Source organism: Shewanella sairae, assembly GCF_023283535.1.
In the GTDB taxonomy this organism is placed as follows: domain Bacteria; phylum Pseudomonadota; class Gammaproteobacteria; order Enterobacterales; family Shewanellaceae; genus Shewanella; species Shewanella sairae.
In genome coordinates this window covers 59,543-73,544 of sequence record NZ_JAKILT010000008.1, presented here as the reverse complement: position 1 = coordinate 73,544, position 14,002 = coordinate 59,543, and the positions used below count along the sequence as shown (strand labels likewise).

Here is a 14,002-nt window from a genome sequence, read left to right as displayed (position 1 = left end):
CGCGTCTGCCTTCCAAATCTTGTTATTTAAGCCAATATTGACTGTGGTTTTGTTATTGTTAAATGCCATTTGAACTTAGCTCATTGCTAATGTGGTTATGACTTAAAAAGTGCAATGAGATAGTCGGTCTGTGCCTGATTAGTGAAGCTAAAACGAATGGCTTTGCTTAAACGCGGATCGCTGTAACTTCTAGCAATTACGCCTGCGCTATTGAGTTTTTGCTGTACAGCCTGTTTATCGTCAAACTCTGCGAGTACATAGTTACCATGGGCTTTAATCACTTTTGCGCCAAATTTTTCCAGTGCGCTTGCTAATCGTGCGCCTTGCGCTTTCATTTCACTAACCTGCATGGCCATGGTATTAAGGCCGTTAGTGCTTAACGCTTGAGTGGCGAGTTCACTGACTGGCAGTGGCACAGGGTAGGGGGCAATGACCCGCATACAGATCTCGATAATATCGGGATTAGCAAGTAAAAAGCCGCAGCGGGCGCCCGCTAACGCAAATGCTTTTGATAGGGTGCGCAGCACCACAAGGTTATCAGTGCTAGCAACTAATTCTGCAACGCTATACTCAGGGCTAAACTCGATATAAGCCTCATCCACGACCACGATGGCATCGGAGCAGTTTTCAATAACTTCGATAATCTTTTGCTTGGGAATAACGCTGCCAGTTGGATTATTAGGGTTACAAATAAACACTAATTTAGCACCATTAACTTGGGCGAGATAATCTTCTGGTAGCTGAAAATCTTCGGTTAACGAGAGCGCCTTGACGCCCACATTGAAGGTTTTTGCACTAATGGCGTACATGCCGTAAGTCGGGCCAAAAGTGGCGATACTGTCTTGACCTGGGATACAAAAAGCGCGAATAAGCAGCTCAATAGCTTCATCAGCGCCGCGGCTGCTAACAATGCTATCGGCATTGACGCCACTATAAGCACTGTAGGCATTGATCAGCGCAGGTGGCTGACACTCTGGGTAACGGTTAAGGCCAGTTATATCGCTGTTATTAAACGGTGACTCATTGGCATTAATCCAAATGTCTCCTTGGCCACCTATACGCCTTGCAGACTGATAAACTTCAAGCTCCAACAGTTCAGGCCTGGCTAAGCGCTGAGCTAAATTAACCACGGCTGCACCGCTCTGGTTGAATGTATTCATCATGCCTCCTTTACCGTAGTATTAGCATCGAGACTAGCGACGCGCACGGCAATGGCATTTTTGTGGGCATCAAGCTGCTCAGCTTCAGCCAATACCATGACACTGTTACTTAACGCTTTAAGTCCATCTGCTGATAGCTCTTGCACGGTAAATCTGCGGCTAAAATCGGCGAGTGACAAACTCGATACGGTTTTACTGTAGCCGTAAGTCGGTAAAACATGGTTGGTTCCGCTGGCATAGTCGCCCACAGATTCTGGTGTATAAGCGCCGATAAATACGGAGCCTGCTGCGCGAATGCTTTTCAGAACTTGTCGAGGTTGCTCTGTTTGAATAATTAAGTGCTCAGGCCCGTATAGGTTAGAGACTTTAGCGGCCATCGCCATATCGTCAACGATAATGGTGCGGCTACACTTTAGCGCGGCGGCAGCTATTTCTGCTCGTGGTAGCAGAGCCAATTGTTTGGTTAACGCGAGACTGACTGTGCCTGCTAGTTTCTCGCAATCTGTCACTAACATCACTTGTGAGTCGGCGCCGTGCTCTGCTTGAGATAACAGATCGGCGGCGACAAACTCTGCATTTGCTTGTCCATCGGCAATCACTAACACCTCAGATGGACCGGCAGGCATATCGATGCTGACGGTACAGCGATTATCTTGACTCACCGCGCGCTTGGCTTCGGTGACAAAGCGGTTACCTGGGCCAAAAATCTTATCAACTTGTGGCACCGACTCCGTTCCCAGTGCTAATGCGGCAATTGCTTGGGCGCCGCCGATTTGATAGATCTCTTCAATGCCGCATTCATTAGCTGCGTAAACAATAGCGTCATTAATTGGCGGTGGGCTAACTAATACTCGTTTGCTGCAACCTGCTATTTTGGCTGGTAGCGCTAGCATCAGTACCGTCGAGATCAAAGGCGCTGTGCCGCCGGGGATATACAATCCCACACGCTCTATTGCTTCAGAGCGCAGCTCACAGCGAATACCAGGCTGGGTTTCAATATCAATGTTCGGCTGCAGCTGTGCTTGGTGAAAGCGCTCAATATTAGCTTTAGCTTGGGCAATAGCTTGTTTTATCTCAAGCGATACAGCGGCGCAACTTTGCTCAATCTCTGTTTGTGAGAGTCTTAGGTTATCAATATTGACGCCATCAAATTTTTGATTAAGTTCAAATAGCGCACTATCGCCTTGAGCAGAGACAGCATCAATGATTTGAGCAACACTTTGCTCTAGATTACTATCGCCAATAAGCGGTGAGCGCGCTAATGCATCGCTTTTTGCTGGTGGAGTAAGAGATTGCCAATTGAGAGTTTGCATGGTGTTACCCCATCATTTTTTCAATTGGCATGACCAAAATCGAGCTGGCACCCAGTTGGGTTAGTTGCTCCATGGTGTCCCAGAACAAATCTTCTGTGCTGACGGCGTGGATGGCAACGCGATTAGTGTCATCATTAAGTGGCAATACTGTTGGATTTTCAGCACCTGGCAACAGGGCGACAATTTGATCTAAGGTTTCAGTCGGAGCGTGTAATAAAATGTATTTGCTTTCTTTTGCGCGAACCACACCGTTAATGCGCGACAAGATTTTATTGATTAGCGCTTGCTTGTCATCGGGCTGTGATTGGGTTGATTGAATGATACACGCCATCGAACGGTAGATAACTTCGGTTTCATATAAACCATTCGCCTCAAGCGTGGCACCGGTAGACACTAAATCACAGATCCCGTCTGATAGTCCTGCGCGTGGTGCAACTTCTACTGAGCCTTTAAGCATACAGTCACGGTAGTTAATGCCTTTTTCCTGCATATAACGGCGCAGTAGGTTGGGGTAAGATGTGGCGATTCTGAGGCCTTCAAGTGAGCTAGCATCTTGGTAGCTAAACTCATTCGGTACTGCCAGCGATAAACGACAAGCGCCAAAGTCGAGCTCACGTAGTTTGATACACTCAGCTGGCTTACCTAAGCTTTGGCGCTCAATCTGCTCCTCTTCTAGTACGTTTTCGCCAATGATGCCTAAATCGACGACGCCGTCCATCACTAGGCCTGGAATATCGTCATCACGTACACGTAACAAGTCGATTGGCATATTGTCTGAGTGGGCAATAAGACGCTGTTCGTTAACGTTAAATTTTACACCACAGCTCTTTAACAGCTTTTGTGACTCTTTTGAAAGGCGGCCTGATTTTTGAATCGCTATACGTAATCTTGTTGACTCTGACATGGAATACTTCCTATTAGTTAATTTAAAAAATCTTATAAAACAAATCGTTAAGATAAAACCAAAAAACCCTTGGAATTCCTTCCAAGGGTTTTTGATATTTTTAAATCAACCGCCGGAAGGAAATAGTCCTTCGGCAGTGAGCTTCCGAAGGCTACCGCATATGGTGGTGATGGATAGTGTTCAGAAGCTGTGTCATGTTCATGTCTCTTATATAAAATAATGTTACAAACGAATGGCCAATGATATTGCTACAGGGCCGAAAAATGCTTAGCTAATTTTTTAAGCCGTTTGTTGTGCTTGGTATTTAAACTAATCAGTTTTAAAAATGATTGCAAGCGCTTATTTTGGCAGATGAGTAAACTTCATCTAAATGTCATTTTAAGTTGTTATTCAGTAGTAGTTACAGATTTGCTTAGTCATTTGTTCTTAAATCGAAACAATAAGCCTTGTGATGTTGTTTTGTAGCTAAGCTAACTTGGAGTAAACAAAACTAATGTTATCGCTGCATTTACGATAAACTCTGCATACTTCCACAAATGTTAGCCGAGCCGATGGCAAGCTAGTTTACATAAAAGGTTTGTTACTGTTTGAGTGCTAAATTAATTCAACAAGTTGCCGCTGCATTTTCTAGCCAAGGTGTATTAGCTCAGTCGATAAAAGGGTTTAATCGCCGAGATGTGCAGGCTGAAATGGCTGAGGCTGTCGCGTCTTCGATAACCAGCAAAAGTAATCTGGTCGTCGAGGCGGGGACTGGCGTCGGTAAAACTTTTGCTTATTTGATCCCAGCATTACTCAGTGGCAAACAAGTCATTGTCAGCACCGGCAGTAAAAACCTGCAAGAGCAGTTGTTTTATAAAGATCTACCTGCATTATTGGCTATGTTAAATCTCACACCCAAAGTGGCGCTGCTAAAAGGGCGTAATAATTATTTATGCCAGCATTTGATGGAAAAAGAGTTAGCGGGTGCGAGCTCAATGGATACCCAAGTACTCGATGATCTGCTGCGGATAAATCAATGGGCAGGCCAAACAACGGATGGTGATATTGGTGGGTTAACTGCAGTGACTGAAAACTCTGCTGCATTGCCACTGGTTGTGAGTGCTAAAGAAACCTGCGTCGGTCAACGCTGTGAGCATTATGATGATTGCTTTACCCGTAAAGCACGGAATCGCGCCATGGATGCAAGAGTTATCGTGGTCAATCACCATCTTTTTCTTGCTGACAGGATCCTAAAAGAGACCGGCTTTGCAGAGTTATTACCCGACTCTGACGTGGTGGTATTTGATGAAGCGCATTTATTACCAGATATTGCGGTGACCTATTTTGGTCAGCAGTGCGCAACAAGGCAACTGGCTGATCTATTTGATAAGTTAATTGAGATCTATCGTTTTGAGCTAAGAGATGCCAAGCAAATAGAATTATTAAGTGCTCGCTGCTCGGCGATGCTAAATGAATGGCAACAACACTTATTTGGCATTGGCGAAACTGACTGGCGTCGTTTGTTAGCCAATAAAGAACTGTCTGCGCTTTCATGGGGACTATTTAAAGAGATTAAGGCACTGCAAGCGGTATTAATTGCTCATGTGGGGCGCAGTGACAATCTAGATGATGAGATCCTAAAGCTTGATGCTTTAGCCAATAAGCTGGAGCTATTTTTCTTATGTGAGAACAATCAAGCGGCATACAGTATCGATTATGGTCATCGTTATTTAGTGCTGCGTATTGCGCCAATTGATGTAGCTAAGGAGTGTCGCAAACTGTTTGAGTCGAATGTTGCCTGGGTTTTTACTTCGGCAACATTACAAATTAACCGAGATTTAAGCTTATTTACCCGTCAACTGGGTTTAAATCAATGCCAAAATATGTTGCTTGAAAGCCCGTTTGATTACCGTAACAACGCGCTTTTTTGCGTGCCACGGCATTTAGCCAGTGTCAGTAATCATCATGCGGCGCTGAATCAATTTGTCGATGTTTGCGTCAAAGCGGTCAATGCAGCTAAAGGGCGCACCTTTATCCTGTTTACCAGCCATAGAATGCTGAATCTAGTGGCGCCAGCGTTACAGCGCAGGGTGACGTATCCTTTATTGGTTCAAGGTCAGGCAAATAAGCAAAGTTTACTTAAAAAATACCGTCAACTTGGTAATGCCGTGCTACTAGGCACTGGTGCATTTTGGGAGGGCGTTGATGTGCGCGGCAAGCTACTTAGCTGTGTGATTATCGATAAACTGCCTTTTATCTCTCCTGATGACAATTTATTTAGGGCGCGCAGCGAAGCGATTGAACGAGAAGGTAAAGATGCCTTTAGTGAGATCTCATTGCCACAAGCGGTGATTACGCTTAATCAAGGCGTTGGGCGCCTGATCCGCGATGAAAAAGATAAAGGGGTGCTGATATTGTGTGATAACCGTATCGTCAATAAACCTTACGGGCAGGCATTTTTAAACTCATTACCGCCAATGGCAAGAACCCGTGATTTAGATAAAGCGACTGCTTTTCTTGAACAAATTAAGTGATAAGTAAAATCGTAAGATAGATTGCACATAGTAAAATCAGTGCCAGTAAGCAGCGCCGTCTGTAGGTTAACCCTTGGGAGTTGAGTAAGCTTGGAAACAGTAGAAAATTTAAAGGATTAAACAGAGTTTTATAGCTTACAATCGCGACACCGGGTTGACGACCTCGATATAACATTTTAGAAAAGTAATATAGAAAACGAAACAGTAGCACAGGAAAACTTACATAAATGAGCAGTGTTAATGTCAGCTCAACGGTCATTTCATACTCAGATAAAGTCAGCGTAAGGCCTTTATTCCAAGCGTCTTCTAAGCTATTAGAAAACCATATCAACATAAAAACAGTCATTAACAGTGAGAAAATGACAAATAGCAAAGAGTAACGAAAGAGGCGAAACCAATTTATGCTTATGTGGCGCATTTATTTCTCCTTTGCTGCATTCGTTGGTTGTTTGGGGAAAATGCTTACCCATTAAATTTAGAGTAAATTATACTGTTCAGCCTATTTTTACTCGATTCATCAAGTTTGCGACGGCTTTCTTGAGCGCTCAACTTCTTGGTGATAATAAGCTCAGTCGGCAATAACCCCCCTAGCCTGGTAATTTGGACTTAATCCTTTGGTTTAAGTTGAGGTATAATCGGTTAATTACTATTGACTAAGCTTAGTGACTAATGTGTTTACGTGCTTGGTTAAGCTTTTCATTATCGCCTTTTCTAGCGTGCTGAATGTGCTCGCTTGCGATATAAAATTATTTAAATTATAGGTTTGGTAAGTAATTCATGACAAAAGAATCTAACGATACGACACAGCTGAGTATTTTAGCACTCGATACATGTACTGAGTCGTGTTCAGCAGCTGTTTGCCACCAAGGCAATATCTTTAGCGAGCAAGCTGATGCGCCACGTGAACATAGCCAACGCTTGTTGCCTATGGTGAAGTCGGTGCTAACTGATGCAGGTTTGAAGCTTCAAAATGTCGATGTCATTGCTTACGGGAGAGGACCGGGTAGTTTTACCGGTATTCGTATTTGCACCAGTATTACCCAAGGATTAGCTCTTGGCCAAGAATTGCCCGTTATTGGTATTTCTACCTTAGCGGCAATGGCACAATCAGCTATCGAAAACGGCGCAACACAAGTACTTGCCGCTATTGATGCGCGTATGGGGGAAGTGTATTGGGGGCAATATATAGCCGTTGACGGTTTAGCGACCTTAGTTAATGAAGAAGTGGTGAGCGCGCCTGCGGATATCGTGTTGAGCCTAGATCTAACTCTGCCGATTGCTGCTTGCGGTATTGGTTTTGATGCTTATCCTGAAATACTTGCACATAGTGAAACCATCTCTTTATGTGAATCGGCAAAATTCCCTGAAGCGAAATTTATGTTGGCACTTGCTCAAGATGGCGTGAATAAGGGCCTCAGTACTAGCGTTGATGAGCTTACACCGGTGTATTTACGTGACACGGTAACTTGGCAAAAATTGCCAGGTAGAGAATAAGCAGCGTAGTTAGTCATGATCTACAAGCACTTTAGTTTTGATTAACTTTAAAAACCTAATCAAAAGTAATACCTTGTAGATCATTATTTAAGTTAAAGTCATAACTTAAAAGTTGCTGTTCAACATGAGTGATAGTGAATTGCCTTTTAAATAAGGTTAGATTAGCGAGTGAGTGATGACTAGCTAAGTTAAGGAAGATGTCATGCTGATAAATGCCAGCCAGCTTGCAACAACGCATCAGGCTGCAAAAATTGAGGTTAACAAGTCTGTTGCTAGCCAGCAAGCTCGGGCGATCGCACCTGAAACAGTTGAACATTCTGCGGCAATTAATCCACAGCAAACGCTGGTGGATGTGTATCATGAAGATGTAGCAACACTGCAATCTCGTTTAGGTGCCCATGTTGAGTATGAAAGTCAAACCGGCGGTCAACGCGGCGCGGTGGCTGAATATTTGATTAATCAGCACGCAGCAAAGCGTGATGAAATCCAGCAAATGGTCGGCATTGACACTTATGCATAGTCGATACGCTGACGTTGCCGATAAATCTTCGGGCATTCAGCCCTCAGGCGCACCTGGGCGCACCCGCTTTTTTATTGAACTCCTCATCGCTTTTCTTGTAACACGTATTCCCTTTGTTAGTGTGCCTTTCAAATGGTTAGAAAGTTACTTCCATGAAGTATCACACGCATTGGCAACGTTGTTTTCTGGCGGCGTAGTGAGTCATATTCAACTTTTTCCTAATGGCGCAGGGCTTTGCTTTAGCCAAGGAGGTTGGCCATTATTAATAGGCTTTGCGGGGTACTTTGGCGCAGCCCTTTGGGGTTACCTTATTTTTATGTTCGCCACTTGGCCTAAAGGGATCCGAGTCAGTTTTGCCGTATTAGGCGGGGCTGTTGTGCTGACGATATTACTATGGGCACGAGACCTTTTGACTATAGCTATTTTAGCGAGTCTTGCGGGCTTATTCCTATTGCCACTAAAGCTGCAATTGAACCGGTTTCTAGCGACTTTCTTAAGAGTAATTGCACTGATGATTATTTTAAATGCGCTAGCGAGTCCCATGGTGCTTTTAGGTCTAGAAGGGCAAGGCGATGCTAATATGCTGGCGGGTGAAAGCTGGCTACCTGCTTGGTTCTGGGTCGGAGTTTGGTTAGCGACAAGTGCATTGATGCTATTTTTATGCTGGCGCAGAGTTGACAGCGCAGCCAGTCGTCGTGATTAACTTACTCGATTTAAGCGTGCTGGCTATAGGCCCTCTTAAGTTAGCAACAGTGAATTAAAACGACACGGGCTGATAAAAGTTTCCGCTTAATAACAAACTAAGCTTGGGTATTACTGTTCTGCCATTCTAAAATCTCATTCCCTTCGCAATACTAAAATGTAAATCTCTGTTTATATGGGTTGGTTTTTTGTTAACTGACTGCTAGGTTGATGCCTGTCATATAAGGGAGATTGATAATGAAAAAGAAAATTGTTGCAGCGAGTATCTTACTGGCTAGCACCTGCAGTTTATCACTTTTAAGCACCACAGTTAGTGCTCATGGTGATGAGGCACATAGTTATTCAGCATTACAAACCGCAGTGTATAGTGATTTTAGACAAGCCAAAAACAGCGCTCGAGATGAATATCGTCATCCACAGCAAACCTTAAGTTTTTTTGAAATCCAACCAACCGATACAGTTATCGAGTTATGGCCTGGCGGTGGCTGGTACGCAGAGATCTTAGCACCATACTTGGCAAGTGAAGGGCATTATGTTGCGGGCAACTTCGATACCAATCCAAGTGATGAAAAACTCAAAAATGGTTATCGTGCCAAGTCAGGCAAAAAATTTGCTGCTTGGTTAAGTGACAATAAAGCAAAACTTGGCGCTGCGAGCACTGTCACATTCGACCCACCTAGCTATTACGCTATGGGTGAAGATAATAGCGCTGATGCAGTACTGACTTTTAGAAACTTACATAACTGGGCGATGAAAGGGTATTTAGGGCCAGTGTTTGACTCAGCCTACAAAGTGTTAAAGTCAGGCGGTACTTTTGGTATTGTTGAGCACAAAGCCAACCCTGGAATGGACGCTAAAACCGGTTATATGGAACAGGCCGAAGTGATTAAACTTGCTGAAAAAGCAGGCTTTACTTTTGTTGCGAGCTCTGAAGTTAATGCCAATGCAAAAGATACTAAAGATTATCCGAAAGGGGTGTGGACATTACCACCACGTTTAGCGCTTGATGAGCAAGATAAACAGAAGTATCTCGATATTGGTGAAAGCGATAGAATGACGCTTAAATTTATCAAAAAGTAATTGTATAAATGCACTTAGTCTGCGAACCCGATAACGAAATAACCCTTAAGTTACCCCATATTACCTTAGCGGGACGATTATGGGGTTCGCCGGACAAACCACTGTTATTGGCATTACATGGTTGGCTAGATAATGCCAATAGCTTTGAGCCACTGAGTCATTATCTCGCCGATTACCAAATATTAGCTATTGATTGGCCTGGTCATGGCGGCTCACAGCATAGACCCGGTGCGTACCCTCTGCATTGGGTTGATTACCTCTACGATTTAGATGCCTTACTTGGCGTGCTGGAAACCCAACCTGTGGCAATGATAGGCCATTCTTTAGGCGGGATTATTGCTTCAGCTTACGCCGCGGCTTTTCCTGATAATGTGGCTAGATTGGTGTTAATTGAAGCGCTTTCACCTTTGTATGAGAGCGAAACTAAATCTAAAACACGCCTGCAAAATAGTTTTATAGGCCATAGACGATTTTTGGCGACACAAGACAAACCTGTCAATATTTATCGTGATATTGCTATTGCAGCGAATGCACGGCACAAATTAACCGCATTAGACCTGCAATGGTGCGAATTATTGACTCAGCGCAATATGCAAAACCTTGATTCTGGGGTATGCTGGCGCAGTGATCCTCGCTTAAAATTAGATTCCCCTTTAAGACTGACTTTTTCTCAAGTCGATGCCTTAATGCAAGCCCATACAGTCAATACTCTATTAATTTCTGGTAGCGGAGGTTTTCCTCAGTTGCGAGAGGCGATCCCGATGGCGCATCGCTGGTTTGAGCGGTTACAAACTGTAGAGCTTGATGGTGATCATCATCTGCATATGGGGAATGCGGCACAAGTTTCTGAGGCGATTAGAGACTTCTTAACCGCCTAGAAAAAAGAGGCTAGGTTTTTTGTGTCATTTATGTGATGATAATCAAAATTTAAACGCTTGTATGATTTGTTGGCGTTGACTAAAAATATAAAGAATAGACAGTGTTTTAGCTTGCTTCTTGGCAAGCTGCTAACGACCATTGCGGGTTTGATTACTGCAGGTGGAGATATTAGGAGATTTTTGTGGACCAACTTTGGATTAATAATCTACCAGATGATGTGCCTTCTGAGATTGATGTAGAGCAATATGCATCGCTTGTTGATTTGTTTGAAACATCCGTCGCTAAAAACGCGGATCAGCCTGCGTTTGTCAACATGGGCGCGACGTTAACTTATCGCAAGCTAGAAGAGCGCAGCAGAGCCTTTGCAGCTTACCTCCAAAATGAGTTGAAGCTAAATAAAGGCGACCGCGTCGCCATTATGATGCCGAACCTTTTACAATATCCTATCGCACTGTTTGGTATTTTACGTGCAGGCATGGTGGTGGTAAATGTTAACCCACTTTACACGCCGCGCGAACTAAAGCATCAGCTAAACGATTCAGGCGCTAAAGCCATTGTTGTGGTGTCGAACTTTGCTCATACGTTAGAAAAAGTGGTTGCCGACACGCCAGTTGAAAGTGTTATTTTAACTGGATTGGGTGACTTACTCAGTGCGCCAAAGCGCACCCTGGTTAACTTTGTTGTTAAATACATCAAGAAAATGGTGCCTAAGTACCACCTCCCACAAGCAATCTCAATGCGTAAGGCATTATCGAAAGGTCGACGTATGCAGTACGTTAAGCCGACGGTAAAGAAAGATGATTTAGCTTTTTTACAATACACTGGTGGTACAACAGGTGTTTCTAAAGGCGCAATGCTGAGTCACGGCAATGTGGTCAGCAACCTGCTACAAGCAGATGCGGCCTATGGGCCAATGCTTGAGCAAGGCAAAGAGTTTGTTGTTACGGCATTACCGCTTTATCACATCTTTGCATTGACGGTGAACTGCTTACTGTTTATCCATAAAGGCGCTAATAACTTGCTGATCACTAATCCAAGGGATCTGCCAGCATTTATTAGTGAATTAGAAAAACATCCATTTACTGTGTTGACTGGCGTTAATACTCTATTTAACGCGTTAGTGAATAACGAAGATTTCGCTAAACTTAATTTTAGCGAGCTTAAGTTATCGATTGGCGGCGGTATGGCTGTGCAGCGCGCGGTTGCTGACAAATGGCAGGGCCTTACCAAAACGCGTTTACTTGAAGGCTACGGCCTAACAGAAGCGGCGCCTTTGGTTACATGTTGCCCTTATAACCTTGATGGCTACAATGGCTCAATTGGTTTCCCTGTGGCGAATACCGATATTCAAGTGCGTGACGATGATGGTAACGTATTAGCGCAAGGTGGCACAGGTGAGCTATTTGCCAAAGGCCCGCAAGTAATGGTGGGTTATTGGCAGCGTCCTGAAGAAACAAGCAATGTTATCGATAATGATGGCTATTTAGCCACAGGCGATATCGGTTATATGGACGAGCAAGGTTTCTTCTTTATCGTTGACCGTAAAAAAGACATGATCTTAGTGTCAGGCTTTAACGTGTTCCCAAATGAAGTCGAAGAAGTCGTTGCTCTGCATCCTAAAGTGGTCGAAGTCGCCGCAGTGGGCGTTCCTCACGAGGTGTCTGGTGAGTTAGTTAAGGTATTTGTGGTCGCAAATGATAAATCTTTGACCAAAGAGGACGTGATTAAGCATTGTCGCGTGCATTTGACGGGCTATAAAATCCCTAAGCTGGTAGAATTTAGAGATGAACTGCCTAAAACCAATGTAGGTAAAATCTTACGTCGGGAATTAAGAGATGAGGCTAAGCAAGATTAACCTCATTAGTCATTAAGTGGTGATTGCCACTTTTGATTAGACTAAAGCCGGCGATTGCCGGCTTTTGCATATTTATGGAGTAGACAACTTTGTTAGCGTTTCAATATATTGAAGATGATGCCAGTTTAGCGGCCCTTGTAGAGCAATACCAAGAAGCTGATCTATTGGTGCTAGACACAGAATTTGTTCGTACTCGCACCTACTATGCAAGATTAGGTCTTATTCAAGCCTATGACGGTAAAACACTCGCGCTAATCGACCCATTAGCGGTCAGTAATTTGCATCTTTTTTGGCAATTACTGAAAAAAGAAAGCAGCGTCAAACTGCTGCATTCTTGCAGTGAAGATTTAGAAGTATTTGCACACTATGGTCAGTGCCAGCCAACGAACCTGTTTGATAGCCAAATCGCAGCGAGTCTTGCAGGTATGGGACACGGTTTAGGTTATGCCAAGTTAGTAGAGCAGACCTTAGAGGTCAGTTTAGATAAAGGCGAGTCACGTACAGATTGGATCAAACGTCCACTGACTGAAGCTCAGCTAAACTATGCGGCTAATGACGTATATTATCTTTATAAGCTTTACCCACAATTAGTTGAAAAGCTTAAAGAGCAAGGCAGGCTCGATTGGATTGAGGAAGAGGGCGTACGTATGACCCAAGGACGCCTTGATTTACCTTGCCCTGATACAGCGTATTTAAAAGTGAAAAATGCCTTCCAGCTGACGAGCAATCAACTTGCGGTGCTGCGCGATTTAGCAAGCTGGCGTTTAAAGCGTGCATTACAAAAAGATTTGGCGTTGGGCTTTGTAGTAAAAGATCATGCGCTGATTGGTCTTGCTAAGAAGCAACCTAAAAATAGTAATGATTTATACAAGCTAACAGAGCTTACCGAGCAGGAAAAACGCATTCACGGTAAAGAAATTTGCCGTATTATTAGTAATGTTAGCTTCGATAGCCCGCCTAAACCATTAGATGTGATAGCGCTTAAAACTGGTTATAAAGTTGCGTTTAAGACCATTAAAAATTGTCTTACAGCACAAGCTGAAGCCCATAATATACCGATTGAACTATTAGGCTCAAAAAAGTTTATTCACGAATACTTAGAATGGGTTTGGGCGGGTAAGCAAGGAGATAAGCCGCTTATCTTAACTGGATGGCGCGAAGCGATTGTCGCTGAGCCGCTCTATGCACTTAAGCTACAATAATATCTGTTAAGTATGAGAGTCTAGACTTAAAATAGACAAAAAAGCCCGCAGTAGCGGGCTTTTTGTTAGTTTAACTTGGCATTAATCGCGTTTAGTTATCCAATCGCGAAAGCTTACTTAGTTTTGCTCAGGGAGCGTGACATTAAGCTCAAGTACTGACAAGTTTTCATCATTTTGATCTAGTTGTACAGAGACTTGATCTGGGCCTACTTGGACATACTTACGGATCACTTCAATGATCTCTTGCTTCATTTGCGGGAAGTAATCCGGCGCCTCGCGCTCACCACGTTGGTGGGCGACGATAATTTGCAGTCGTTCTTTAGCCGTGACAGCCGTGCTGGGCTTTTTATTCGTTTTAAAGTAATCAAGTAGGGACATAT

Annotated in this window: 13 protein-coding genes; 8 read left to right on the top strand and 5 right to left on the bottom strand. The window is 43.7% G+C overall.

The annotated features are described in order from the left end of the window. Window positions 1-95 precede the first annotated feature (95 nt). The 3 genes from hisC to hisG are packed head-to-tail and all read right to left on the bottom strand — an operon-like array spanning window position 96 to window position 3,377. Complete coding sequence (gene hisC, locus L2748_RS04995; protein WP_220781011.1) at window positions 96-1,160, bottom strand: histidinol-phosphate transaminase; 1,065 nt, start codon at window positions 1,158-1,160, stop codon at window positions 96-98. Then, window positions 1,160-2,473 carry a histidinol dehydrogenase gene (gene hisD, locus L2748_RS04990; protein ID WP_220781010.1) on the bottom strand — a complete coding sequence of 438 codons (1,314 nt, stop codon included), beginning with the start codon at window positions 2,471-2,473 and terminating at the stop codon, window positions 1,160-1,162. The genes hisC and hisD overlap by 1 nt, the downstream gene beginning before the upstream one ends. Before the next feature lie 4 nt (window positions 2,474-2,477). After that, window positions 2,478-3,377 carry an ATP phosphoribosyltransferase gene (hisG, locus tag L2748_RS04985; protein WP_220781009.1) on the bottom strand — a complete coding sequence of 300 codons (900 nt, stop codon included), beginning with the start codon at window positions 3,375-3,377 and terminating at the stop codon, window positions 2,478-2,480. A gap of 587 nt (window positions 3,378-3,964) precedes the next feature. On the opposite strand from hisG, the gene L2748_RS04980 reads away from it, so the two are divergent. Further along, a complete protein-coding gene (locus L2748_RS04980) occupies window positions 3,965-5,890 on the top strand; it encodes a DNA repair helicase YoaA (RefSeq protein ID WP_220783537.1) in 1,926 nt (641 codons plus the stop codon). Here the strand turns inward: L2748_RS04980 and L2748_RS04975 are convergent. Then, window positions 5,883-6,308 (bottom strand): hypothetical protein, encoded by a 426-nt coding sequence (locus tag L2748_RS04975; RefSeq protein ID WP_248957668.1) that lies wholly within the window; start codon window positions 6,306-6,308, stop codon window positions 5,883-5,885. The two genes, L2748_RS04980 and L2748_RS04975, sit on opposite strands and share 8 nt — an antisense overlap. Before the next feature lie 359 nt (window positions 6,309-6,667). On the opposite strand from L2748_RS04975, the gene tsaB reads away from it, so the two are divergent. From tsaB to rnd, 7 genes are all read left to right on the top strand, one after another. Next, window positions 6,668-7,384, top strand: coding sequence for a tRNA (adenosine(37)-N6)-threonylcarbamoyltransferase complex dimerization subunit type 1 TsaB (gene tsaB, locus L2748_RS04970; RefSeq protein WP_220780828.1), 717 nt, complete (start codon window positions 6,668-6,670; stop codon window positions 7,382-7,384). A 202-nt stretch (window positions 7,385-7,586) separates the two neighbouring features. Further along, window positions 7,587-7,904, top strand: a complete 318-nt coding sequence (locus L2748_RS04965; RefSeq protein ID WP_220780829.1) for a hypothetical protein — start codon at window positions 7,587-7,589, stop codon at window positions 7,902-7,904. Continuing rightward, complete coding sequence (locus L2748_RS04960) at window positions 7,897-8,607, top strand: M50 family metallopeptidase (protein WP_220780830.1); 711 nt, start codon at window positions 7,897-7,899, stop codon at window positions 8,605-8,607. Before L2748_RS04965 ends, L2748_RS04960 begins: the two co-directional genes overlap by 8 nt. A 236-nt stretch (window positions 8,608-8,843) precedes the next feature. Then, window positions 8,844-9,686 (top strand): class I SAM-dependent methyltransferase, encoded by an 843-nt coding sequence (locus L2748_RS04955; RefSeq protein WP_220780831.1) that lies wholly within the window; start codon window positions 8,844-8,846, stop codon window positions 9,684-9,686. A gap of 8 nt (window positions 9,687-9,694) precedes the next feature. After that, window positions 9,695-10,564 (top strand): alpha/beta fold hydrolase, encoded by an 870-nt coding sequence (locus tag L2748_RS04950; protein WP_220780832.1) that lies wholly within the window; start codon window positions 9,695-9,697, stop codon window positions 10,562-10,564. A gap of 182 nt (window positions 10,565-10,746) precedes the next feature. Continuing rightward, window positions 10,747-12,420 carry a long-chain-fatty-acid--CoA ligase FadD gene (gene fadD / locus L2748_RS04945; RefSeq protein ID WP_220780833.1) on the top strand — a complete coding sequence of 558 codons (1,674 nt, stop codon included), beginning with the start codon at window positions 10,747-10,749 and terminating at the stop codon, window positions 12,418-12,420. Between the two features lie 89 nt (window positions 12,421-12,509). Beyond that, entirely contained in the window at window positions 12,510-13,622 is a 1,113-nt protein-coding gene (gene rnd / locus L2748_RS04940; protein ID WP_220780834.1) for a ribonuclease D, read from the top strand. 117 nt (window positions 13,623-13,739) lie between these two features. Here rnd and minE read toward each other — a convergent pair whose 3' ends face one another. Continuing rightward, entirely contained in the window at window positions 13,740-14,000 is a 261-nt protein-coding gene (minE, locus tag L2748_RS04935; RefSeq protein ID WP_220780835.1) for a cell division topological specificity factor MinE, read from the bottom strand. Window positions 14,001-14,002 lie beyond the last annotated feature (2 nt).